21 protein-coding genes and 2 pseudogenes are annotated in these 22,876 nt (G+C 69.7%); 10 read left to right on the top strand and 13 right to left on the bottom strand.

What is annotated here, in order from left to right; genetic code table 11:
- Positions 1-50: 50 nt before the first annotated feature.
- Positions 51-239, top strand: a pseudogene (locus G6048_RS16555) (GNAT family N-acetyltransferase); the annotation flags it as partial.
- Between the two features lie 63 nt (positions 240-302).
- On the opposite strand, the gene G6048_RS16550 reads toward G6048_RS16555, so the two are convergent.
- The 11 genes and pseudogenes from G6048_RS16550 to G6048_RS16500 all read right to left on the bottom strand — a co-directional run bounded on the left by G6048_RS16550 (position 303) and on the right by G6048_RS16500 (position 13,318).
- Complete coding sequence (locus G6048_RS16550; RefSeq protein WP_206341669.1) at positions 303-1,421, bottom strand: Mrp/NBP35 family ATP-binding protein; 1,119 nt, start codon at positions 1,419-1,421, stop codon at positions 303-305.
- A gap of 94 nt (positions 1,422-1,515) precedes the next feature.
- Positions 1,516-2,583, bottom strand: coding sequence for a 2-oxoacid:ferredoxin oxidoreductase subunit beta (locus tag G6048_RS16545; RefSeq protein WP_165340302.1), 1,068 nt, complete (start codon positions 2,581-2,583; stop codon positions 1,516-1,518).
- Positions 2,580-4,466 (bottom strand): 2-oxoacid:acceptor oxidoreductase subunit alpha, encoded by a 1,887-nt coding sequence (locus tag G6048_RS16540; protein WP_165340301.1) that lies wholly within the window; start codon positions 4,464-4,466, stop codon positions 2,580-2,582. The genes G6048_RS16545 and G6048_RS16540 overlap by 4 nt, the downstream gene beginning before the upstream one ends.
- Positions 4,463-4,801, bottom strand: a complete 339-nt coding sequence (gene fdxA, locus G6048_RS16535; protein WP_165340300.1) for a ferredoxin — start codon at positions 4,799-4,801, stop codon at positions 4,463-4,465. Before fdxA ends, G6048_RS16540 begins: the two co-directional genes overlap by 4 nt.
- Positions 4,802-4,905: 104 nt before the next feature.
- Positions 4,906-5,679, bottom strand: coding sequence for an ABC transporter ATP-binding protein (locus tag G6048_RS16530; protein ID WP_165340299.1), 774 nt, complete (start codon positions 5,677-5,679; stop codon positions 4,906-4,908).
- Positions 5,676-6,572, bottom strand: a complete 897-nt coding sequence (locus G6048_RS16525) for an ABC transporter permease (protein ID WP_165340298.1) — start codon at positions 6,570-6,572, stop codon at positions 5,676-5,678. The genes G6048_RS16530 and G6048_RS16525 overlap by 4 nt, the downstream gene beginning before the upstream one ends.
- A gap of 143 nt (positions 6,573-6,715) precedes the next feature.
- Positions 6,716-8,179 (bottom strand): ABC transporter substrate-binding protein, encoded by a 1,464-nt coding sequence (locus G6048_RS16520; RefSeq protein ID WP_165340297.1) that lies wholly within the window; start codon positions 8,177-8,179, stop codon positions 6,716-6,718.
- Positions 8,180-8,191: 12 nt separating this feature from the next.
- Positions 8,192-8,419, bottom strand: a complete 228-nt coding sequence (locus tag G6048_RS16515) for a 4Fe-4S dicluster domain-containing protein (RefSeq protein ID WP_067022061.1) — start codon at positions 8,417-8,419, stop codon at positions 8,192-8,194.
- Positions 8,419-11,177, bottom strand: a pseudogene (locus G6048_RS51850) (fumarate reductase/succinate dehydrogenase flavoprotein subunit). The gene G6048_RS16515 and the pseudogene G6048_RS51850 overlap by 1 nt, the downstream one beginning before the upstream one ends.
- 5 nt (positions 11,178-11,182) lie before the next feature.
- The gene (locus G6048_RS16505) at positions 11,183-11,968 is read right to left on the bottom strand and encodes a GntR family transcriptional regulator (RefSeq protein ID WP_165340296.1); all 786 of its coding nucleotides are present in this window, start codon (positions 11,966-11,968) and stop codon (positions 11,183-11,185) included.
- A 318-nt stretch (positions 11,969-12,286) separates the two neighbouring features.
- On the bottom strand, positions 12,287-13,318 hold the full coding sequence (locus G6048_RS16500; protein ID WP_165340295.1) for a LysR family transcriptional regulator: 1,032 nt from the start codon (positions 13,316-13,318) through the stop codon (positions 12,287-12,289).
- 151 nt (positions 13,319-13,469) lie between these two features.
- Between G6048_RS16500 and G6048_RS16495 the strand changes: the two genes are divergently transcribed.
- From G6048_RS16495 to mug, 9 genes are all read left to right on the top strand, one after another.
- A complete protein-coding gene (locus G6048_RS16495) occupies positions 13,470-14,564 on the top strand; it encodes a YeiH family protein (protein WP_165340294.1) in 1,095 nt (364 codons plus the stop codon).
- 395 nt (positions 14,565-14,959) lie between these two features.
- The gene (locus G6048_RS16490) at positions 14,960-15,409 is read left to right on the top strand and encodes a GNAT family N-acetyltransferase (RefSeq protein WP_165340293.1); all 450 of its coding nucleotides are present in this window, start codon (positions 14,960-14,962) and stop codon (positions 15,407-15,409) included.
- Positions 15,339-15,716 (top strand): GNAT family N-acetyltransferase, encoded by a 378-nt coding sequence (locus tag G6048_RS51845; protein WP_408056140.1) that lies wholly within the window; start codon positions 15,339-15,341, stop codon positions 15,714-15,716. Before G6048_RS16490 ends, G6048_RS51845 begins: the two co-directional genes overlap by 71 nt.
- Before the next feature lie 111 nt (positions 15,717-15,827).
- Positions 15,828-17,159: a hemolysin family protein gene (locus G6048_RS16480; protein ID WP_165340292.1), complete on the top strand. Its 1,332-nt coding sequence runs from the start codon at positions 15,828-15,830 to the stop codon at positions 17,157-17,159.
- Complete coding sequence (locus G6048_RS16475) at positions 17,156-18,169, top strand: hemolysin family protein (protein ID WP_165340291.1); 1,014 nt, start codon at positions 17,156-17,158, stop codon at positions 18,167-18,169. Before G6048_RS16480 ends, G6048_RS16475 begins: the two co-directional genes overlap by 4 nt.
- Positions 18,170-18,279: 110 nt before the next feature.
- The gene (locus tag G6048_RS16470) at positions 18,280-19,062 is read left to right on the top strand and encodes an SGNH/GDSL hydrolase family protein (RefSeq protein WP_165340290.1); all 783 of its coding nucleotides are present in this window, start codon (positions 18,280-18,282) and stop codon (positions 19,060-19,062) included.
- Between the two features lie 154 nt (positions 19,063-19,216).
- Positions 19,217-19,555 carry a DUF4326 domain-containing protein gene (locus G6048_RS16465; protein ID WP_165340289.1) on the top strand — a complete coding sequence of 113 codons (339 nt, stop codon included), beginning with the start codon at positions 19,217-19,219 and terminating at the stop codon, positions 19,553-19,555.
- 82 nt (positions 19,556-19,637) lie between these two features.
- On the top strand, positions 19,638-21,080 hold the full coding sequence (gene purB / locus G6048_RS16460; RefSeq protein WP_165340288.1) for an adenylosuccinate lyase: 1,443 nt from the start codon (positions 19,638-19,640) through the stop codon (positions 21,078-21,080).
- Complete coding sequence (gene mug, locus G6048_RS16455) at positions 21,077-21,625, top strand: G/U mismatch-specific DNA glycosylase (protein ID WP_165340308.1); 549 nt, start codon at positions 21,077-21,079, stop codon at positions 21,623-21,625. Before purB ends, mug begins: the two co-directional genes overlap by 4 nt.
- A gap of 4 nt (positions 21,626-21,629) precedes the next feature.
- Here the strand turns inward: mug and G6048_RS16450 are convergent, their stop codons facing one another.
- Both G6048_RS16450 and G6048_RS16445 read right to left on the bottom strand, forming a co-directional pair.
- The gene (locus tag G6048_RS16450) at positions 21,630-22,073 is read right to left on the bottom strand and encodes a hypothetical protein (protein ID WP_165340287.1); all 444 of its coding nucleotides are present in this window, start codon (positions 22,071-22,073) and stop codon (positions 21,630-21,632) included.
- Positions 22,074-22,136: 63 nt separating this feature from the next.
- Positions 22,137-22,874: an ABC transporter permease subunit gene (locus G6048_RS16445; RefSeq protein ID WP_165340286.1), complete on the bottom strand. Its 738-nt coding sequence runs from the start codon at positions 22,872-22,874 to the stop codon at positions 22,137-22,139.
- Between the last annotated feature and the right edge of the window lie 2 nt (positions 22,875-22,876).

The following is a 22,876-nucleotide window of genomic DNA, read 5'->3' as shown; positions in this document are numbered from 1 at the left end:
GGATCGTGGAATTCGCCGTCCACCCGATGCGTCCGTGATGGGATCGCGGCATGAATGATCTCCGGATACGGGCCGCGGTGCCCGACGACCTCGACGCCGTGCTGGCCTTCTGGAAGACCGCCGCCGAGGGCACGAGCATCAGCGACGACCGGGAGGGCGTGGAGCGGCTCGTCGCCCGTGACGCCGAGGCGCTCATCCCCGCCGAGCTGGTCGGCACGGTGATCGCCGGCTTCGACGGGTCACCGACCACTAGGGCCTTGGTGCAGGCGACCTCATTGCGGTCTCCCGGAGAAGTAGCCCGGTCATGAGGGGCTGACCGGGAGCCGGCAGCCGGCCAGGCCACGGGGGCGTACGGACAGTCCCTCCGCGATCCCGCGGAGCACCACCGCCGCTGGAGCCTCGGGGTCGCTCAGCACCAGCGGCGCACCGGCGTCGCCCGCCTCGCCCAGGAGCGGGTCCATCGGCACCTGACCCAGCAGCGGGACTTCCGTGCCCAGCGCGAGGGACAGCGAATCGGCGACCGTTCGGCCGCCGCCGGAACCGAAGAGCCGCGTCGTCGAGCCGTCCGGCAGCCGCAGCCAGGACATGTTCTCCACCACCCCGGTCACCCGCTGACCGGTCTGCAGGGCGATGGCCCCAGCCCTCTCGGCCACCTCGGCCGCGGCCGCCTGCGGTGTGGTCACCACGAGGATCTCGGAGTCGGGGAGCAACTGGGCGAGGGAGATGGGGATGTCGCCGGTGCCGGGCGGCAGGTCGAGCAGGAGCACGTCGAGGTCCCCCCAGTACACCTCGCTGAGGAACTGCTGCAACGCGCGGTGCAGCAGCGGGCCGCGCCACATCACTGGCGCGTTCCCCGAGGTGAACATCCCGACAGAGATCACCTTCACACCGTTCGCCCGGGGCGGCATGATCATTTTTTCGACGCGGGTGGGGCCCGTCGTCACGCCCAGCATCCGCGGAACCGAATGGCCGTGGATGTCGGCGTCCAGCACACCGACCGACAGCCCACGGGCAGCCATTGCGGCGGCCAGGTTGACCGTGACACTCGACTTCCCGACCCCGCCCTTGCCGGAAGCGACGCAGTACACCCGGGTCAGTGAACCGGGCCGGGTGAAGGGGATATCCGGTTCGCCGGTGTCGCCCCGCAGGCTCTTGCGCAGTTCGGTGCGTTGCTCGTCGCTCATCACGTCCAGCTCGATCCGCACGTCGCGCACGCCGGGCAGCGCGGACACGGCGGCGGTGGCGTCCGCGGTGATCTTCTCGCGCAGCGGGCAGCCGGAGACGGTCAGGTAGATGCCGACCAGCACCGCGCCGTCGGGGCTCACCGCGATCTCCTTGACCATCCCGAGGTCGGTGATGGGCCGCTGGATCTCCGGGTCGAGAACCTCGGACAGCGCCTTGCGGACCGTCTCCGTGGCCAGGGCGTACTGGTGGGTCGGTGTGGTTGTCACAGGCGGGACTCCTAGTCCATGGGGGCGCTGGGTGTGAGGGCCGGCTGGAGGACGGGGCGCAGCGTCAGCCGACGACGGTCCAGGTGTCCTTGCCTGCGAGCAGGGACTGGAGGTCGGCGGGTGTGGTGCTCCTGGCCTGCTCGGTCTGGGCGCGGACCTGGTCGTCGTAGGCCGGGTGGCTGACGGAGCGGAAGACGCCGGTGACGGTGTGGGCGAGGTCCTGGGAGGACAGCCGTGACAGGGCGAAGGCGTAGGAGGGATCCTCCAGGGTGGCGTCGTGCACCACCAGCGCCTCCTCCCCCACTTCCGCGACCTTCGCCGTATCCAGCCCTCCGGAAGCGGTACGGACCACGCCGAACTCTCCTTCGGCGCCGAAGCGCAGCGCTTGGCCATGGCGCAGCGGGATGAGGCGCCGCTCCCGCTCGCCGGGTTGGCGCAGTACCTCGAAGGCGCCGTCGTTGAAGATCGGGCAGTTCTGGTAGATCTCCACGAGCGAGGTGCCTCGGTGTTCGGCGGCCGCGGTGAGTACGTCGGTCAGCCCCGCGCGATCCGAGTCGAGGACGCGGGCCACGAAGGTGGCACCGGCGCCCAGGGCCAGCGAGACCGGGTCGAAGGGGGCGTCGACCGAGCCCATGGGGGTGGACTTGGTGACCTTGCCCGGCTCCGAGGTCGGTGAGTACTGGCCCTTGGTGAGCCCGTAGATGCGATTGTTGAACAGCAGGATCTTGAGGTTCACGTTGCGCCGCAGGGTGTGGATCAGGTGATTGCCGCCGATCGACAGGGCGTCCCCGTCGCCGGTGACCACCCACACCGACAGATCGGGACGAGCGACGGCCAGACCGGTGGCGATGGCCGGGGCGCGGCCGTGGATGGAGTGCATCCCGTAGGTGTTCATGTAGTACGGGAAGCGGGAGGAGCAGCCGATGCCGGAGATGAACACGGTGTTCTCCCGCCTCAGCCCCAGCCGGGGCATGAAGCCCTGCACTGCGGCCAGGACCGCGTAGTCACCACAGCCGGGGCACCAGCGCACCTCCTGATCGGACTTGAAGTCCTTCGGCGACAGCTTCGTCTCGGACCTGGGCACCAGTGTCTGCCCGCCGATGCCGGGCAGGCCGAGGTCGATGGTGGTCATGCGCGGACTCCTTCGATCGCGTCGGTGAACACGCCCTGGAGTTCTTCCGCCCCGAACGGGAGACCGGCGACCTTGGTGTACGAGAGGACGTCGACCAGGTACTTGGCGCGCAGCAGCAGCGCGAGCTGGCCGAGGTTCAGCTCCGGGACCACGACGCGCTCGTAGCGGGAGAGCACTTCGCCGAGGTTGGCGGGAAGGGGGTTGAGGTGGCGCAGATGCAGGTGTGCGACGCCGTGTCCGGCCCTGCGGACACGGCGTGCGGCGGCGCCGATCGGCCCGTAGGACGAGCCCCAGCCCACCACCAGGACCTCGGCCCGGCCGGACGGGTCGTCCGGCACGGCTTCGGGCACGGTGATTCCGTCGATCTTGGCCTGCCGCAGTCGCACCATGCGGTCGTGGTTGTCGGCGTCGTACGAGATGTCGCCCGTGCCGTCGGCCTTCTCCAGGCCGCCGATGCGGTGTTCGAGTCCGGGAGTGCCGGGCACCGCCCAGGGCCGGGCGAGGGTGCGCGGGTCGCGCAGATAGCCCCAGAAACCACCGGAGCCGTCGGGGGCGTTGGGCTCGGTGGCGAACTCGACGGTCAAGTCGGGCAGTTGCGAGGCGTCCGGAACGAGCCAGGGCTCGGAGCCGTTGGCGATGTGGCCGTCGGACAGGAGCAGCACCGGGGTCCGGTAGGTGAGGGCAATGCGGGCCGCGTCGAGCATCGTGTCGAAGCAGTCCGCCGGGGTGGCCGGCGCGAGAACCGGCACCGGGGATTCGCCGTTGCGCCCGAACATCGCCTGCAGCAGGTCCGCCTGCTCCGTCTTGGTGGGCAAGCCGGTGGACGGCCCGCCACGCTGCACGTCGATCACCAGCAGTGGCAGCTCGGTCATCACGGCCAGGCCGATGGTCTCGCTCTTGAGGGCGAGCCCGGGACCTGACGTGGTGGTCACGCCCAGCGCCCCGCCGTACGAGGCCCCCAGCGCGACACCGATGGCGGCGATCTCGTCCTCCGCCTGCACCGTGGTCATGCCGAAGTTCTTGTGCCGGGACAGCTCGTGCAGGATGTCGCTGGCCGGGGTGATCGGGTAACTGCCGAGGAGCACCGGCAGCCCGGACCTGGCGCCGGCCGCGACGATTCCGTACGCCAGGGCGCTGTTGCCGGTGATCTGCCGGTACGTACCCGGGGTGAGCGCCGTCGCGGGGGCGACCTCGAACGTCACCGCGAACGACTCGGTGGTCTCGCCGTAGTTCCAGCCGGCCCGGAAGGCGAGGATGTTCGCCTCGGCGATCTCGGGTTTGCGCGCGAACTTCTGCCGCAGGAACCGCTCGGTCCCGGCGGTCGGACGGTGGTACATCCAGGACAGCAGGCCCAGGGCGAACATGTTCTTCGCCCGCTCCGCGTCCTTCTTGCTCAGACCGGTGTCCGCCAGCGCGCCCCGGGTCAGCGTGGTCATGGCCACCGGGTGGACCTGGAAGGAAGTCAGCGTGCCGTCCTCCAGCGGATCGGCGGCACAACCCGCCCTGGTCAGGTTGCGTGGGGTGAACTCGTCAGTGTTCACGATCACCGTGCCGCCCGGCGGCAGGTCGGCGAGATTGGCCTTCAACGCGGCCGGGTTCATCGCCACCAGCACATCGGGCCGGTCTCCGGCGGTGAGGATGTCGAAGTCGGCGAAGTGCACCTGGAAGGACGAGACTCCGGCGATGCTGCCCTGGGGGGCGCGGATCTCGGCGGGGAAGCTGGGCAGCGTGGCCAGGTCGTTCCCGAAGGCCGCGGCCGCCGACGTGAACCGGTCGCCGGTGAGCTGCATACCGTCTCCGGAGTCACCGGCGAACCGGATGACCACCCGCTCGAGCCGTTCGGTCTGTTCGGTCGCTGCGAGGCTGGCGTCGCTGCCGCTCATGGCGCCAGGTAACTCTGGACGAAGGGCGTGTCGACACCGATCGGACCGAGGTCTGCGGCGCCGCCGGGCGAGCCCAACGGCTCAGCACGCCCGGGCAACGGTTCGGAGAAGAAGCGCGCGTTCTCCGTGACGAACGGCGCGTCCTCGGGTGCGAGCTCCTCGACCGTCGCGATGGCCTCGACCGGGCAGACGGGTTCGCAGGCGCTGCAGTCGATGCACTCGTCGGGGTTGATGTAAGCCATGCGCTCCCCGACGTAGATGCAGTCCACCGGGCACTCGTCGACACAGGCGCGGTCCATGACGTCGACGCACGCGGCACCGATGACGAAAGTCATGATGAGGTGACTCCTTTGGTGTGGGGTCGAACGACCTGTAGAGGTTCAGTTCGGTAGACCTGCAGCGGCGCGGAAGACCTGCGGCGGTTCGGCCGACAGGTACTTCAGGCGCCTTCGGGGGACAGCTCCGCGGGCGGAGCGTCGCCCATCGAGGCGAGGATCTCGTAGCGGCGACGGGCGAATTCGGGTTCGAACTGGGCGCCCGGACGCCGCGGGCTGCGGATGTCGACGATCTCTCGTACGACGGCGGGGCGGGGGCTGAGCAGTACGATCCGATCCCCCAGCAGCATGGCCTCGTCGACGTCATGGGTGACGAACAGGATCGTGGTCCCGTACTGCCGCCAGACCGAAATCAGCAGTTGCTGCATCTCCGAGCGGGTCTGGGCGTCAAGCGCGCCGAACGGCTCGTCCATCAGCATCACTCGGGGGCGGGTGGCCAGCGTCCGGGCGAGCTGAACACGTTGCCGCATACCACCCGACAGCTGGCCCGGCAGATGGTCGAAGAAACCCTCGAGACCGACCTGAGCCAGGAGTTCCTCGGCCTCCTGACGCCTTTGCCCCCGGGGCACGCCCCGCAGTTTCAGGGCGTACTCGACATTACGCGCGGCCGAACGCCAGGGGAGCAGAGCGTCCTCCTGGAAGACCATCGCACACGCCTCGTTGCTCCCGCCCACCGGTTTCCCGTCGACCTCCGCCCGCCCGGCGGTGGGCGTCAGCAGCCCCGCCAGGGCACGCAGGATGGTCGACTTCCCGCACCCGGAAGGCCCGAGCAGGACGACGATCTCTCCGGACCGCACATCGAGGTCGACCTCGGCGGCCGGCATGTCGCCGAAGGCGAGCCTCAGTCCTTCCAGCCGGACCGGAGCTCCGGCGCTCATCGGGCGCTCCTCGGCAGCCAGCGGTTCACGCGCGATCCGAGCCGCTCCACCAGCCAGGCGGTACCCCAGCCAAGGATGCCGATGGACAACATCCCGACGACCACGCCGGAGTAGTCGAGCAGGCCGTAGGACTGCCAGGTGTAGTAGCCGATGCCGAACTGACCGGAGATCATTTCGGCGCTGATCACGCAGATCCAGGCCACACCCATGGAGACGGACAGCCCCGAGAAGATGCCGGGCATCGCTCCGGGAAGCACCACGTGCGCCAGTACGGACAGCCGGCGGGCGCCCATCGTCCGGGCGGCCTCCTCCCACACCTTGGGCAGGGTCTTCATCGCGTGGATGGTGCTCACCGCGACTGGGAAGAACGCGGCGAAGAAGGTGATGAAGACGATGCCCTGCTCGCCGGTCGGGAACATGAGGATCGCCAGCGGGACCAGGGCGATCGCCGGGATCGGCCGGGCCACCTCGATCAGCGGCCGGACCAGTGCCTGGACGACCCGGGAGCGCCCGATCGCCATGCCGATGGCCACCCCGCTCACCGCGGCGAGCCCGAAGCCGAGCAGGATGCGGCGCAGACTGGCCAGCAGGTCCTGGTAGTAACTGCCGGACGTCAGTTGCCCCTTCAGCGTGTCGAACACGTCGGCCGGACCGGGCACCTTGTCGAAGCGCAGCCACAGGACGACGTCGTTGGCCGTGAGCAAATACCAGACCAGCAGCGCCGCGGCCAGCGGCAGCGCTGCCTGTGCCCCGGCCGCCAGTCGGCGCGGCCATGCGCCGGGCACCGGGAGCGGGCGCAGGACGGCACGCAGACCGGGGCGCGGTCGTGGGGTGACGGCGGTCGGATCATTTGTGGGGATCAGGGACTGCTGGGAGACGGGAGTCGTTGTCATGCGTCCTCTTTCCTTGGCTACCTGCGCTACCTGTTGAGCGGCGGTATCCCGCGGCAGCCGCCCTGGAAGTTCGGCGGGTGCCGCGAGTTGTGCGATACCTGCTCAGCTCTGCGATATGTGCGGGTGCTGCGACTGCCGCCGGCTCACGAATCCTCCAGTGCCGACTCGTAGCCGAGCTTGCGGGCGCCGGAGTGGTCCGCCAGATAGGCATCCGCGTCCGCGGCGACCGCGAACGGCAGCAGCCGGGAGTTCGCGGACCGTTCGGGGTCCAGCACCCAGGTCGCGGCGGATGCGAACATCCGGGTCCCGTGCTTGGCGTCCGGTACGTAGGCGGCGCGTACGTCCCCGTCATAGGCGGCGATCTGCCGCAGCAGGCAGGTGGGGGTCGCCGCGACCCCGGTCGACTTCCGGCCGGTGAACCACACTTCCGAGGCGGTGCGCGGATCCTTGACGGGCTCGTGGCAGACCGGGTCTTGGCCGCTCAGCATGCTCGGGGACATGGTGCTCTTACTGGCGGCGTCGTACGAGGAGCCGTAGATCTCGCGCAGGTAGCTGTCGTTGACGAACGTATCCAGGTCCAGGTCCTTGACCGAGCCGAGGTCCTTGAGGAAGGGCAGGTCCTCGGAGAGCGCGTCGACCAGCTGGGGCTTGATGGTCGGGTCGAAGGTCACCAGGCCACTGGGCCCGTTGTAGAGGTAGACCACCTCGGGTTCGATACCCGTGACCTTGGCGACCTGCTGAGCGGCGGCCAGCGGATTCTTGTTGAGGTGGTCCGCGGTGTCGCGGACCGACTCCAGGAAGGCCCGCATCACTTCGGGGTGATCGTCGGCGTACGCCTTGCGGGAGACGACGGCGTGGAACGTCGGGACGCCGTTGGATCCGCCGTCGTAGAGCAGCCTGCCCTGCTTCCGGAACACCATCAGCTGCGGCCAGGGCACGAACTGTGACAGCGCGGCGACCTGTTCGCCCTCCAGCGCCGAGGCGCCGACCGCCGGTTCCTGGTTGAGCAGCTTGACGTCGTCCGGGCTCAGCCCGTTCTTCCGCAGAGCGTTCACGAGCATTCCGTGTGCGGCCGAACCGACACTCGTGGACAGCACCTTGCCGCGCAGATCGGTCAGCTTCTGTGCCGAGGAATCCTTCGGCACGACGACCTGGTTGAGCGATCCACGCAGGTTGTAGCCGGTGACCGCGACCAGCTCCGACCTGGAGTCGGGGAACTCGGCGGTCTTCGAGCCGTTGACGAGGACCGGATAGTCGCCCATGGAGCCGATGTCCACCTTGCCGGCGATCATCTGGGCGGTCAGTGGGGGCCCCGAGGGGAAGTCCTGCCAGACGACCTTGTAGCGCACTCCTTTGGACTTGCCGATGGCGTTCAGCTTGCGCTCGAATGTGCCGCGGTCGCGCAGCAGGGTGCCGGCGGTGACGGTGTTGATGGTCTTGGACTGGTACCCGATGTTGACCACCACGGTCGAGGAGCCGGCCGAGGTGTCGGTACCGCAGGCACTGGCGCCGAGCACCAGTACTGAGAGCGCGGCGAGCAATGGCCGGCCGCGGCGAGACCCCGGCGGGAGCGAGAGCCGTGGGACGGGGTGCGGAAAGGGGTACATGTCAGGCTCCACTCACCGCAGCAGGAAGGGGATGTCGACCGTGACCGCGTCGACCGGGCAACGGGCCGCGCAGGGACCGCAGTACCAGCACTCGTCGACGTGCATGTACGCCTTGCCGGTCTCGGGATGGATGGCCAGTGAGTCCAGCGGGCACATGTCCACGCAGAGGGTGCATCCGTCGATGCATTTGGATTCGTCGATGGTGACGGGTACGTCGACCCGGTTGGACGCTTGCGCCATCAGTGGTCTCCTTCAGCCTGTGCGGTGTCGGTGGGCGGGGTTTCGGTGAGGTCGGTACGTGCGTCGGTCAGGCCCATACGGGCGAAGGCGCGGACATCGGCGTCCACGTCGGCAACGGCTGCCTCGAGCGCGGCCCGGACCTCCGGGCGGCCCGCCGACAGACCCCCGAGGGCGCGGACGGCGGCCTTGCGTACGTCAAGGTTGGTGTCCTGGGTCGCGGCGATCAGCGGGGCGGCCGCCTCCTGGGGATCCGCCACCGCCAGTGCGGCCGCCGCCCCCTGCCTGATCTGCCAGGCGGGATCGGCCAGTGCCGTACGGGCCAGGGCCGCCGCCTGCTCGGTACAGCCGGTGTGCGCCATGGCGGACAGAGCGGCCGCCCGGACCAGGACGTCGGCATCCTCGGCGAGGCGTATCAGGGTGGCGGCGCCTCGCGGGTCTCCGACGGCGGCCAGCCCTCGGGCCACGGCGAGACGTACCGCGGCGGCCGGGTCGTCCGCGGTGTCCGCCAGCGCGTCGAGGGCGTCCAGGGAGACGAGTCCGAGAACGATCTCGCAGCGCACGGACTCGTCGGGGTCGGACAGCAGTGCGGTCAACTCCTCGATGCCACAAAGCCGATGACGCCACAAGGCGACCACGGCGGCGGACCGGACATCCGCGTCGGGATGCCCGCACGCCTCGCGCAGCGACCGCGTGAAATCCTCGCCGGGCACCAGCACTTCGCGCAGTTCGCTGAGCAGTTCGATGGCGGCGCGGCGAACCGGTTCCGCGGGGTCCAGTAGAGCTGCGGCGAAGACCGCCGATGGCTCCTCCCAGGATTCGGCGGCCTCACTGAGCACGGTCAACGCGGTGCGGCGTACACCGGGGTCGGTGTCGGTGAGGAACTCCGCCAGTTCCACCATGGTCGGCGCCTCATCGGCGAGTTCGAGGAGCGCCACGATGCGGTGGGGGCCGCCCTGCGCGGGCGCGCTGCCGGTCATCCCCACACCGCCGCCAGGTCGGCACCGGCCGGGGCGGGCACGTCCGGCACCCCGTCCGGGCGAGTGAAACCGGGAACCGGCACGATATACGGTGCTATCGGCCGGGTCAGCGTCTCCATCTCCCCGCTCCCACCGGCCTCTTCCGCTTGGCGCTTGCGCAGGTTCAGATGACGGAACCAGTTGGCGTCATCCTGCTCCGGCCAGTCGGCGCGCTGGTGGTAGAGGCCCCAGCGGCTCTCCGTACGGGCCAGTGAGGCACGCGCGGCCATCTCGGCGCAGTCCCGGATGAAGGTGACCTCGGCGCAGCGCATCAGCTCATGGGGAGTGCGGGCCCCCATACCGGCGATCTCGCGGCTCATCCGCCCGAACGCCTCCAGACCGAGGGTCAGGTAACGCTCTGTCTTGGGCGGCTGGAGGTAGTCGTTGACGAAGCGGCGAAGCTTGTACTCCACCTGCGGCTGAGGCGGTCCGTCCGGATGGGACAGCGGCCGGTAGATCAGTTCGTGCGCCGCCGTGATCTGGTCCTCGGGCAGTGCGGGGCGGCCGGCGGAGGTGGCGAAGGCGGTGGCGTGCTCGCCGGCGATGTCCCCGTAGACGAAGGCGCCGATCATGTAGTTGTGCGGTACGCAGGCCATGTCTCCGGCCGCGTACAGGCCCGGCACGGTGGTGGCGGCGTGCTCGTCGACCCAGACGCCGGAGGCGGAGTGGCCGCTGCACAGCCCGATCTCCGAGACGTGCATCTCGATGTCACGGGTGCGGTAGTCGTGGCCCCGGCCTTCGTGGAAGGTGCCGCGGGTGGGCCGCTCGGTGGTGTGCAGGATGCCCTCGATCTGATTGATCGTGGCGTCCGGCAGATGGCTGAGCTTGAGGTAGATGGGGCCGCGGGCGCTGTCCAGTTCACGCTTGACCTCGGCCATCATCTGGCCGGACCAGTAGTCGCAGTCGACGAACCGGTTCCCGTCGGCGTTGACCGTGTAGCCCCCGAAGGGATTGGCGACGTACGCGCACGCCGGCCCGTTGTAGTCCTTGATGAGCGGGTTGATCTGGAAGCACTCGATGCCGGACAGTTCCGCGCCCGCGTGGTACGCCATCGCGTAGCCGTCGCCGGCATTGGTGGGGTTCTCGTACGTGCCGTACAGATAACCGCTGGCCGGGAGGCCCAGGCGGCCGCAGGCCCCGGCGGCCAGGATCACCGCCCCGGCCGAGATGGTGACGAACTCCCCGGACCGGGTGTCGAATCCCACCGCGCCGACCGCCCGGCCGTCCACGGTGAGGACCCGCACCGGCATGATCCGGTTCTCGATCGTGACCCGGGATCGCACATGGCGGGCGCGCAGCGTGCGGTACAGGACCTTCTTGACGTCGCGGCCCTCCGGCATGGGCAGCACATAGCTGCCCGAGCGGTGCACCTTGCGCACGGCGTACTCGTTGTGTTCGTCCTTCTCGAACTTGACGCCGTAGCCCTCCAGCCGCTGCACCATGCCGAAGCCGCGGGTCGCGGTCTCGTAGATGGTGCGCTGGTTGACGATGCCGTCGTTGGCGAGGGTGATGTCGGCGACGTAGTCCTCGGGGGTGGCCTTACCCGGAACGACTGCGTTGTTCACCCCGTCCATGCCCATGGCCAGGGCTCCGGAGTGACGCACGTGCGCCTTCTCCAGCAGCAGCACGTCGGCGCCGTTCGCGGCCGCGGTCAGGGCCGCCATTGTTCCGGCGGTGCCCCCGCCGACGATGAGGACGTCGCAGGCATATTCGCGCCGCTGTGACTGAGGTGGGATCTGCACGGAAGTCAGCCCCTTTCGGAGGAAGGGTGGTTCGAGAGCGGGTCGGGGGTGCGGTGAAGCCAGGCAGCCAGGGACATCCGGTCGCCGCGGAAGCGGACGAACTCGAGATCGATCGGCCGGCCCGCGTCCGTGTATGTCAGCCGTTCGAGGAACAACAGGGGAAAGCCGTCGGGCACCCGCAGCAGCCCGGCGACTGTGCGGTCGGCGGCGATCGCCTCGATGGACAGCGCGGCCGCGCCCAGACACAGGCCCAGTTCGCCCTCGATCAGCCCGAAGACGTCGTGCCGCGCGAGGTCCATCTCCAGCAGGGGTCGGCCGATGTCCGCGGGAAGGTAGCTGGCGTCCAGTGACAGGGGCTGGTCGTCGAGCATCCGAACCCGCTCCAGGGCGATCACCTCGGTGCCCGGTGCGACTTCAAGGCGCTCTGCCACAGTGGGTGTGGCGGGCACGGTGTCCGCCAGCAGCACCTGGTTGACCACACGGTCGCAGCCGGTGTCGAAGCTCTCCGCGAGTCCGCGCAGCCGATCCAGTCCCTGCACGGCCTTTCCCGACACGACGAACGTTCCAACGCCGGGGATCCGGTCGATCAGGCCCTCCATGCGCAGCAGCGCGAGGACGTCCCGGACGACGTTGCGGCTGGCGCCCAGTTCAGCGGCCAGCGCCGCCTCGGAGGGCAGCGGCCGGGTTCCGTATACGCCCGTGAGAATGCGGGTGCGCAGTACGTCCCGAATCCGCCGCACCGGTGCGACACGGCTACCTGAACCTCTGCCACCAGCGATGATCCCTGTCATGGCCGGAATGCTGGGGACGACGTGTTACGCCGACCGGTTGCCGGAATTACGCACCGGTTACGCCAGCCTCTTCACCCTCCCGCACCCTGCTGACCTGGGAGGACAGACATGAGCGAGCCGGTACCGCCAGGGCTCTGAGCAGCGGTGGGGCTTACGGGCACCAGGTGTGCAGCGGTTCTGGTGGGCCGGCGGTCGACGCCTCCGTGTCCCGGGCAGGGAGCCTCGGACCGCAGGGCACGGCCTCGTGCGTGATGACAGCGGGGCCTCCCGAGGCGCTCCGATGCTCGTCGCGCACGGCCGGGCTTGTGCCCCTGCCCGCTATCTGCGGGAGACCAGAGTCAGCAGTGTGGCCGTCGGCCCCACCGGAGGCGTCTCCTGCAGCCAGACGGCCCGGAACCGCCGTCGCAGCAGGGCGGGTTCCTCCAGCGGCACACTGATCAGCCGCCGGTCATCGAGTTCGGCAGATACGGCGAGACGGCTCAGCACGGCGGGTGCGTCGCCCGCGGACACAGCCGACTTGATGGCGGTGGTGGAACCCAGTTCCGCCGCGGGCGGCGCCGGTTCGGCACGGTTTTCCGGCCGGGTGGGGATACCTTCGACGGCGCTCCCCGAAGCCCTGGCAGGAGAGGTCCGGACCGAAGACACAGGAGGAGAGGAGGTGTCGACAGCATGCGGGAGGACGGTGGTGCCCGCGTAACGGCAGAGGACTTCCCATACGGCGTCGCGCGTGCCCGAGCCCTGTTCGCGCACGATCAGGGGAGTCGCCGCCAGCGTCCGCAGAGGCAGCGGCTGTCTGCGTCTGGCCCACGGGTGCCCCGGCGCGACCACCACGACCAGCTCGTCGTCGGCGACGGTACGGCTACGGAGACCGTGTGGCGCGTGCGGACCCTCGACGAAGCCGAGGTCGGCCTCACGGTCCCGCACCATGTCGGCGACCTGTGACGAGTTGCCGACGCGCAAAGCGACCCTGACCTCGGGAAGTCTGGTGCGCAAGGCCATCAGCCATCCCGGCACCCGGTGATCCGCGATGGTCATCGACGCGGCGATCCGCAGCCGGCCCTGCTGATCCGCGTGGAGCGCGGCGACGCCACTGACCAGCGCCCGGGCCGCGTCGAGCACCGGCAGCGCCCAGTCCACGACAGCGGTCCCGGCCGGGGTGAGGCGTGACCCGGTGGGGCCACGTTCGAGCAGTACCAGCCGCAGCTGCCGCTCCAGGGCCGTGATCCGCATGCTCGCCGCCGGCTGGCTCATCCCGTGCCGCGCGGCGGCCCGGCCGAGACTGCCGGTCTGAGCGACGGAGACCAGCAAGTCCAGCACTTTGAGTTCCGGTGTCCCCGGCGGAAGACCCATCAGCACTGCTTATGACCTCCTCGGAAACGGGTCTCTACCGCGGACGGCAGGACGCGGCCATCGTGCATTGCGGGTCGTCATACGAATCAAGCGCGAATCGCACACGGACGCAGAAAACGATGCAGGAAACGGACACAGGAAGGGAGACGTCATGGAATCGTCCCACGCCCTGCCGGTCAAGCCGCTGCCACGCGTGCTCGCCGGTACGAGGCGCGCAGGGCGCGCGTCGGGTGCGGTACTGCCGGGACTGGCGGTGGCGGTGGCAGTCGCGCTGCCGGCCGCCTGGCTGGGCCGTCTCCTCCCGGCCGTGGGCGGCCCGGTGTTCGGGATCGTGGTGGGTGCTCTTGCCGGAGCCCTGCTGAGACGGATCGCCCGACCCACAACGGCCGAGCGTCTGCGCCCCGGGTTCGCGGTCGTGGGCAGACAGGTCCTGCAGGTGTCCGTCATCGTGCTCGGGGCAGGGCTTCCTCTTGGCGCCGTGTTGAGAGTCGGCTTGGGGTCGCTCCCCGTCATGCTGGGCACGCTGGCCGTGGCTCTGCTCGGCGCCTGGGCCGTCGGCGGACTGCTGGGGATCCACCGTGAGACGAGACTGCTGATCGGAGTCGGCACGGGCATCTGCGGAGCCTCGGCGATCGCCGCGGTAACCGCCGCCGTCGGCGCCGCTCAGGCCCGGGTCGCTTACTCCCTCGGCACCATCTTCGCCTTCAACATCGCCGCGGTTGTCCTGTTCCCTCCGGTGGGCCATCTTCTCGGGATGTCACAGGAAGCGTTCGGGCTGTGGAGCGGCACCGCGATCAACGACACGTCCTCGGTCGTCGCCACCTCCTACAGCTACGGAACCGAGGCCGGACAGTACGCGGTAGTGGTCAAACTGACCCGCAGTCTCATGATCGTGCCAATCTGCGCAGCCCTGGTGCTGTGGCAGTCCTTTGGCCGGAGAGCCCGGGACGTCCGGCAGGACGAGAGCACGGGCAAGCGAATATGGCGCGCCTTCCCCGTGTTCGTCGTCGGTTTCCTTACCGCGTCAGCCGTCGCCACATATGACGGCATCCCTGCCTCATGGCAGTCTGTACTACCAATGATCAGCACGTTTCTGATCACCCTGGCCCTGTCAGGGATCGGTCTGTCCCTGAAGTTCTCGCAGCTGCGCGAGGCCGGCCCGCGCCCCCTGCTGCTGGGCGCGATCCTGTGGGCCGCCGTCGGCGGCGCCGGTATCGGCCTCCAGGCGATCACTGGCCGGCTCTGAGCCCCCGAACAGACCGGGCATTACTCACCGTCGCTCAGGTTGGTGGCCGCGGCCTTCTGGAACACCGGGAGCACGGCGGTGGCCGCGCCTCCTCCGATCCCGCCGTGCCACCGGCGCGTGCGCGACCCGGCCGGGTGCCGAAGACGAGGATCACCGTGGCCGGATCACCGAGGGCGCTGTCGGTCGGAAACGGCGGCAGGCTTCGCAGGGCACGGTCCGACTCGGTGACGCGCCCCCTGAACAGGTGTTCTCACCCCGGTGAACCCGTGAGGCACGAGGGTTCGGCCGACGGGCTCGCGGCTTGCGGAAACTCGGAACCAAGCCTGTCCCCCTCTCGATTCCCGGCAGGGAAAACCCGTTCGCCAGACAGGCGAGCGCTCTGCTTGGCTCACCCCATGAGCGATCTTCACATCCGCTGCGCCACCCTCTCGGACATCGATTCCGTGCTGCAGTTCTGGCGCGACGCCGCGGAAGGAACGAGCATCAGCGACGACCACGACGGAGTGGCCCGACTCATCACACGAGACCCCGAAGCCCTGCTCCTCGCAGAACGCGACGGCCTGCTCACCGGGACCGTCATAGCCGGCTTCGACGGATGGCGATGCTCCGCCTACCGACTGGCCGTACACCCCGACTGCCGTCGGGAAGGCATCGCAACCGCCCTGCTGGAAGCCGCCGAACAACGCTTCGCCGCCCTGGGCGGGCGACGCGTCGACGCCATGGTCCTGGAAGCCAACGAACAGGCCCACCACACCTGGACCGCCGGCGGCTACCATCGCGAGGACCACTGGCGACGCTGGGTCAAACCGCTGCAGGCACGCGGCCGGATGCGCGGATCTTTGTGAGCAGCCAAGACTCGACGGCTGGCGCTGCCATCTGTACCGGCTCGCCGTGCATCCGGACCGCCGTCGCCTCGGCATCGGCTCGGCGCTGCTGGCCGCCGCGGAGGAACGGTTCGTACGGCTCGGCGGGCGGCGCGATGGTGCTGCGGCGCAACGAGACCGCGCACCATGCGTGGCGGGCGGCGGGGTACACGCCCGAGGAGCAGTGGCGGCGGTGGGTGAAGCCGCTCGGCGCCTGACCGGCGTACAGGACACTTTGCTGAGCCTTTACTATGTGAGGATCTGGTCTTCTTCTCTAGGAAAGGTGTGAGCGTCCGCCCATGGGCGAGCCTCCCAGTCCCGGCAGCCCGCGCGGCCTTGCGCCGTGCGGGCATCGTGCGATCCCCAGCCCTCTGTCCGACCATGGGACGGAGGTGACCCGATGACCGAAGTGCTCCTCCTCGGCGTGGCCGTTCTGCTCTCCCTGGCCTGCGGCGCGTTCGTCGCCGCCGAGTTCTCGCTGACCACGGTCGAGCGCAGCGAGCTGGAACGAGCCGCCGAGCGCGGTGAGGTCGGTGCCCCGGGCGCCCTCAAGGCCGTACGGAATCTGACCTTCCAGCTGTCCGGCGCGCAACTCGGCATCACCGTCACCAACTTGATCGTCGGCATGCTCGCCGAGCCATCCATCGCCAAGCTGATCGCGGGTCCGCTGGAGGCGGTCGGCATGGGCCCGTCGGTGGCCTCTTCGACCGCGCTGGTCATCGGTACGGCGCTGTCGACGGTGTTCCTGATGGTCGTCGGCGAGCTCGTGCCCAAGAACTGGGCGATCTCCTCCCCGCTGTCGGTGGCCAAGAAGGTGGCGACGCCGCAGCGCTGGTTCAGCACGCTGTTCCGGCCGTTCATCACCCATCTCAACAACACCGCGAACCGAGTCGTACGCCGCTTCGGTGTCGAGCCCACCGAGGAGCTGGCCTCGGCCCGTGGGCCCCAGGAGCTGATGGCCCTGGCCCGGCACTCCGCGAAGGAGGGCGCGCTGGAGGCCGACACCGCCGAGCTGTTCGTACGGACGCTGAACCTCGCGGACCTGACCGCCGAGAACGTGATGACGCCCCGCGTCCAGGTCATCGCCCTGGACGTGCAGGCGACCTGCGAGGACGTGGCGAATGCGACGCGGGCGACCGGTCTTTCGCGCTTCCCCGTCTACCGCGGCAACCTCGATTCGGTCGTGGGCGTCGCGCACATCAAGGACGTACTGGCGGTGCCCGCCGAGCGCCGTAGCCGCAGCTCCGTCGCACAGCTGATGCGCGAACCCCTTCTCGTACCGGAGTCGCTGACCGTCGACCGGCTCCTGGACCGGATGTCCGGGAAGCGGACGATGGCCGTCGTCATCGACGAGTACGGCGGCACCGCCGGGGTCGCCACCCTGGAGGACATCGTCGAGGAGGTCGTCGGCGAGGTGCGGGACGAGCACGATCCGCACGAAGTGCCCGACCTGGCCCAGGCCGGCAAGGACGACGACGGCCGGGCGCTGTACTCCGCCGACGGCGCGGCCCGCACCGACCAGCTCGCGCGGGTCGGGCTGCGGGTGCCCGAGGGGCCGTACGAGACGCTGGCCGGGCTCGTCGCGGCCGAACTCGGCCGCATACCCGTGGCCGACGACACCGTGGACGTCGTCGGCTGGCGGCTCGAAGTGACGGACGCATCGGGGCATCGGGCCGCGCGGGTGCTGCTGCACGCGCCGCTGCCGCTCGTTGATGAGGAGGGGACGCTGTGACCGCCGTACAGCTGCTGATCGGTCTGGCGACGCTCGTCGTGAACGCGTTCTTCGTGGGCGCCGAGTTCGCGCTGATCTCCGTACGCCGCAGCCAAATTGAGCCCTACGCCGAACAGGGCGACCGGCGGGCGCGGAGCGTGCTGTGGGGTCTGAAGCACGTTTCCGCGCTGATGGCCGCCGCGCAGCTCGGCATCACGCTGTGCACGTTGGTTCTGGGTGTGGTCGCGGAGCCCGCGATCGAGCATCTGCTGGAGCCGGTGTTCCACGCGGTGGGGGTGCCGGAGGGCGCCGGGCACGTGATCTCGTTCGTGATCGCGCTGACCTTGGCGACATATCTGCACATGCTCCTCGGCGAGATGGTCCCGAAGAACATCGCGCTCGCTGAACCGGTGCGCACGGCACTGCTGCTCGGCCCGCCGCTGGTCGCGCTGTCCCGGGCACTGCGTCCGGTGATCTTCACGATCAACGCCTTCGCGAACGCGCTGCTGAAGCTGATGCGCGTCGAGGTGCGGGACGAGGTGACCGCGACCTTCTCGGACGACGAACTCGCCCGCCTCGTCCAGGACTCCAGCGCCGCGGGCCTGATCGACGACCGGGCCCAGGAACGGCTGCACGACGCCCTGGAGCTGGGCCGGCGGCCCGTGCGGGATGTCGTCCTCCCACTGGAACGCGTCGTCTACGCGCGCGTGGGCGTCTCGCCCGAGCAGTTGGAGGCCCTGTCCGCCGAGTCCGGCTTCTCCCGCTTCCCCGTCGTGGACGACGGCCGCCACATCGTCGGCTACCTCCACGTCAAGGACGCGCTGGACGCGATGCCACGCGACCTCCCGTTCCGGGTCGCGGACATGCGCTCGATCGCCCGCGTCCGGGAAAGCACACCGTTGGACGACGTGCTCACGGCGATGCGTCGCAGTCGTACGCATCTGGCGGCGGTGTCCGGCGACGACGGGCTGCTGGCGGGGCTGGTGACGATGGAGGACGTGCTGCGGGAATTGTTCGGGCAGCCGGCGTGAGGTGAGTGCCGGTACGTGCCTGCACGTACCGGCACATTCCCGCACGTACCGGTACCTGCCCGTGGGTGGCAGACCGGTGGGTATGTGTGCGGGATACCATCGCTTCCGCCATGGAGACGAATGCCACCTACACCAGTTTCGTCGCGGTCGGCGACTCCTTCACCGAGGGCATGTCGGACCGGCTGCCCGACGGCTCGTATCGGGGTTGGGCCGACCTGCTGGCAGGGCGGATCGCCGCTCGGACGCCAGGCTTCCGGTACGCCAACCTCGCCGTGCGCGGCAAGCTGATCGGGCAGATCGTGGCCGAGCAGGTGGACGTGGCGGCGGCCATGCAGCCGAACCTGATCACGCTGGTGGGCGGGCTGAACGACACGCTGCGCCCCAAGTGCGACATGGGGCGGGTACGCGGGCTCCTGGAGGAGGCCGTCGAGCGGCTCGCCCCGTCCTGCAAGCAGCTCGTGCTGATGCGCAGCCCCGGCCGCCAGGGCCCGGTCCTGGAACGGTTCCGCCCGCGCATGGAGGAGCTGTTCACCTGCGTCGACGACCTCGCGTCCCGGCACGGCGCACTCGTGGTCGACCTCTACGGCGCCCCGTCACTCGCCGACCCGCGCATGTGGGACGTGGACCGCCTGCACCTGACAGCCGACGGTCACCGCCGCGTCGCGGAGGCTTTGTGGCAGACACTCGGCTATGAGGCGCAGGACGTCGAGTGGCGCACGCCGTTGCCCGCGAGCGCGCCGCCCGGGTGGGGCGCCCGCCGGGCCGCCGACGTGCGGTTCGCGCGGCAGTACCTGTTGCCTTGGATCGGGCGGCGGCTTACGGGGCGGTCTTCGGGGGACGGTCGTCCGGCCAAGCGGCCGGAGCTGCTGCCGTACGCGGGCCCGGAGTTGTAGACGTACGAAGGGGTGGCGGCGTACGCGTACGAACTGCCGGGTGACGTGGGCCTACGAAGGGCTCGTGGCGTGGGCGTACGAGGGGCCGGTGGCGTGGGTCGCCGTCGCGTCGGATGATCGGAAGCGTCGTCCGGCGGCGCGAAGGGAGTCTCGAGTGACCACCACCGTGATCAACCTCAAGGGCCATATCCAGGAATTCGGGCCCCGGCTGGAGAACGCCCCCGTGGACCTCGTCTACGTCGGCCGCCGCTGGACCAGGGGCGGCTGGGACCTTCCCGAGCACCCGCTCAACAATCCGTTCCTCCCGGACACCGCCAAGAAGAAGCACGACGGCACCCGTCCCGAGGTGATGGCCAAGTACCGGGCGTACCTCCTCGAACGCCCCGATCTCCTCGACCTGGTGCCCGAACTGCGCGGCAAGACGCTGGCCTGCTGGTGCGCGCCGGAGCTGTGCCACGCCGACATCCTGGCGGAGCTGGCCGACGCGTCCTGAGCGGTCTCGGACCGCGCTTGTAGCTTCCGACGAACAACCCCGTGGCGCTGGCCTGCGGGAACCGCCAGTAGAATCAGGCCACGTGACTCCCGCGCCCGCAAAGCCCCGTATCCCGAACGTCCTCGCCGGCCGCTATGCCTCGGCCGAGCTCGCCGTCCTGTGGTCCCCCGAGCAGAAGGTGAAGCTGGAGCGTCAGCTCTGGCTCGCTGTGCTGCGGGCCCAGAAGGATCTCGGGATCGAGGTGCCGGATGCCGCGCTCGCCGACTATGAGCGCGTGCTCGACCAGGTCGACCTGGCCTCGATCTCCGAGCGCGAGAAGGTCACGCGGCACGATGTGAAGGCGCGGATCGAGGAGTTCAATGATCTCGCCGGGCATGAGCACGTCCACAAGGGCATGACCTCGCGTGACCTCACGGAGAACGTCGAGCAGCTGCAGATCCGCCTCTCGCTGGAGCTGATGCGCGACCGTACGGTGGCGGTCCTGGCGCGGCTCGGCAAGCTGGCCGGTGAGTACGGCGAGCTCGTCATGGCGGGCCGCTCGCACAACGTCGCCGCGCAGGCCACCACCCTCGGCAAGCGCTTCGCGACCGCCGCCGACGAGCTGCTCGTCGCGTACGGCCGGGTCGAGGAGCTGCTCGCCCGTTACCCGCTGCGCGGTATCAAGGGCCCGGTGGGCACGGCCCAGGACATGCTCGACCTGCTGGGCGGCGACGCGGCGAAGCTCGCCGAGCTGGAGCAGCGCATCGCCCGGCACCTCGGCTTCTCGCAGGCTTTCACTTCCGTCGGCCAGGTCTACCCGCGCTCGCTCGACTACGAGGTCGTCACCGCCCTGGTGCAGGTGGCCGCGGCTCCGTCCTCGCTGGCGAAGACGATCCGTCTGATGGCCGGGCACGAGCTGGTGACCGAGGGCTTCAAGCCGGGTCAGGTCGGCTCCTCGGCGATGCCGCACAAGATGAACACCCGCTCCTGCGAGCGCGTCAACGGCCTGATGGTGATCCTGCGCGGCTACGCCTCGATGACCGGCGAGCTCGCGGGCGACCAGTGGAACGAGGGCGACGTCTCCTGCTCGGTCGTACGCCGCGTCGCGCTGCCCGACGCCTTCTTCGCACTGGACGGCCTGCTGGAGACGTTCCTCACCGTCCTCGACGAGTTCGGCGCCTTCCCGGCGGTCGTCGCGCGTGAGCTGGACCGCTATCTGCCGTTCCTCGCGACGACGAAGGTCCTGATGGGTGCCGTACGCGCCGGTGTCGGCCGGGAGGTCGCGCACGAGGCCATCAAGGAGAACGCCGTCGCGTCCGCTCTCGCGATGCGCGAGCAGGGCGCCGAGCGCAACGAACTGCTCGACAAGCTGGCCGCCGACGACCGCCTTCCGCTGGACCGTGCGGAGCTCGCCGCGCTGATGGCCGACAAGCTGTCCTTCACGGGGGCCGCCGCCGACCAGGTTGCCGCGGTCGTCGGCCGGATCGAGGAGATCGTCAAGCAGCACCCGGAGGCGGCGGGTTACGCGCCGGGGGCGATCCTCTGACCCGCTTCACCCCTGCGGAACTGGAGGCCGCCCGCGACCGGCTGGTGCCGGATGTCGTCGCGGACGGCCTCCGCGTTCTGTTCTGCGGCATCAACCCCGGGCTCATGACGGCCGCGACGGGCCACCATTTCGCCCGCCCGGGCAACCGCTTCTGGCCGGTCCTGCACCTCTCCGGTTTCACACCTCGGCTGCTGAAGCCTTCGGAGCAGGGCGAGTTGCTCTCGTACGGGCTCGGCATCACGAACGTGGTGGCGCGGGCCTCCGCGCGCGCCGACGAGCTGAGCGCGGAGGAGTACCGGGAGGGCGGTCGGCTGCTGAGCCGGAAGGTGGAGCGTCTGCGTCCACGCTGGCTTGCGGTGGTGGGCGTCACCGCGTACCGGGTGGCCTTCGACGACCGCAGGGCTCAGGTAGGGCCGCAGGAGCGGACGATCGGTGACACGCGCGTGTGGGTGCTGCCGAATCCCAGCGGGCTGAACGCGCATTGGACGGCGGCGACGATGGCGGAGGAGTTCGGGCGGTTGCGGGCGGCTGCTGCCCAGACTTAGCGGGTCACGGTGGATCTATCTCGGTGACCACGGCGAGGAGTTGGAACGGCAGCTCCTTGTCCCACTGGGACACACCGAGAACAACCCAGCGGCCGGTCTCCTCGTACCTCCACGAGTGCACGTCCTGCACATGAGAGCTGAGCGAGCCCCACGGCTCAGGTATGTCCTCGCCACCCATGGCACGCTCCTGGATGCTCCACAGCGGGAATTTCTGCGGCACACCCCAGCGATCGGTCAGCCGCTCGGAGAGGCCGTCCCTGTCCGCTTCGTACTGCACGGCAGTCTCCTCCCGCTCCGTCCCGTCGTCCTCCCAGAAGTCGTCGCTCGTCGCCAACTCGGCCATGTGGAACCCAGGTCCTGCGGTGCCGACGTCCGACCGGCCGTGCTCCGTGGGAAAGGGTCGGGAGCACAGCTCGTCTATCGTGGCGAGTTGCTGCGCGAGGGTCATGAGATCCAGTAAACCCTGCGGCACTGACATTTGGTGGTCCGTCAGCCGCGACTCAGCCGCTGCTCAAGCGTCCCGGCGCCGTACGCTCCAAGCCCCCGCCGCCAGCGCGGCCGCGGCCCACAGCGCGGTCACCGCCAACCCGCTCCAGGGGCCGAGCGCACCGTCGGACGTCTCGTGGAAGACCACCTGGCCCGCCTTGTCCGGCAGGAAGTCGGCAACTCCGCCGGACACTCCCCCGACGACGAACGACACGATGAGCAGGAACGGGATCAGGATGCTCAGCGTGGCGACTCCGCTGCGCAGCAGGGCCGTCAGGCCGGCGGCCAGCAGGGCCATGAGGGCGAGGTAGACGCCGCAGCCCACGGCGCCGCGCAGCCCTTCGGCCGCCGAAAGTCCGCTGGCCTGGTCGCCGAGGACTGCCTTGCCCACGGCCAGACTCACGAACCCGGTGACCAGCCCAACAGCGAGGGCCGGTACGCCGATCGCTGTCGCCTTCGCCGCGAACCACCGGCCCCGATGGGGCACCGCGGCCAGCGAGACCCGCAGCGCACCGCCCTGGAACTCCGACGACACAGCCTGTGCGCCGAAGGCGATCGCCGCGATCTGCCCGAAACTGACGCCGAAGAACGCCGAGAACAAGGGGTCGAAGTCCTCGCCCGAGGATTCGTCCGAGGAGGCGTCCAGCCCGGCGATCGCGGAGAAGGCCGCGGTGACGAGTACTACGGCTGCCAGTCCGACGACGAGGGACCGCAGCGTACGGATCTTGAGCCACTCCGAGTGGAGTACGGGTGTGAACGGCACGG

The sequence above is a fragment of the Streptomyces ureilyticus genome, assembly GCF_011045025.1.
Classification (GTDB): Bacteria; Actinomycetota; Actinomycetes; order Streptomycetales; family Streptomycetaceae; genus Streptomyces; species Streptomyces ureilyticus.
Note: the sequence above shows the minus strand (reverse complement) of the source record. Positions and strands in the feature narration are given on the sequence as shown.

Coding starts and splice junctions, on each gene's coding strand:
- G6048_RS16450 (WP_165340287.1), bottom strand. CDS start 22,073: ATGACCCTCGCGCAGCAACTCGCCACGATAGACGAGCTGTGCTCCCGA.
- G6048_RS16490 (WP_165340293.1), top strand. CDS start 14,960: ATGAGCGATCTTCACATCCGCTGCGCCACCCTCTCGGACATCGATTCC.
- fdxA (WP_165340300.1), bottom strand. CDS start 4,801: ATGACTTTCGTCATCGGTGCCGCGTGCGTCGACGTCATGGACCGCGCC.
- G6048_RS16540 (WP_165340301.1), bottom strand. CDS start 4,466: ATGAGCGGCAGCGACGCCAGCCTCGCAGCGACCGAACAGACCGAACGG.
- G6048_RS16515 (WP_067022061.1), bottom strand. CDS start 8,419: ATGGCGCAAGCGTCCAACCGGGTCGACGTACCCGTCACCATCGACGAA.
- G6048_RS16470 (WP_165340290.1), top strand. CDS start 18,280: ATGGAGACGAATGCCACCTACACCAGTTTCGTCGCGGTCGGCGACTCC.
- G6048_RS16545 (WP_165340302.1), bottom strand. CDS start 2,583: ATGACCACCATCGACCTCGGCCTGCCCGGCATCGGCGGGCAGACACTG.
- G6048_RS16495 (WP_165340294.1), top strand. CDS start 13,470: ATGGAATCGTCCCACGCCCTGCCGGTCAAGCCGCTGCCACGCGTGCTC.
- G6048_RS16520 (WP_165340297.1), bottom strand. CDS start 8,179: ATGTACCCCTTTCCGCACCCCGTCCCACGGCTCTCGCTCCCGCCGGGG.
- G6048_RS16480 (WP_165340292.1), top strand. CDS start 15,828: ATGACCGAAGTGCTCCTCCTCGGCGTGGCCGTTCTGCTCTCCCTGGCC.
- G6048_RS16500 (WP_165340295.1), bottom strand. CDS start 13,318: ATGGGTCTTCCGCCGGGGACACCGGAACTCAAAGTGCTGGACTTGCTG.
- G6048_RS16530 (WP_165340299.1), bottom strand. CDS start 5,679: ATGAGCGCCGGAGCTCCGGTCCGGCTGGAAGGACTGAGGCTCGCCTTC.
- G6048_RS16505 (WP_165340296.1), bottom strand. CDS start 11,968: ATGACAGGGATCATCGCTGGTGGCAGAGGTTCAGGTAGCCGTGTCGCA.
- G6048_RS16525 (WP_165340298.1), bottom strand. CDS start 6,572: ATGACAACGACTCCCGTCTCCCAGCAGTCCCTGATCCCCACAAATGAT.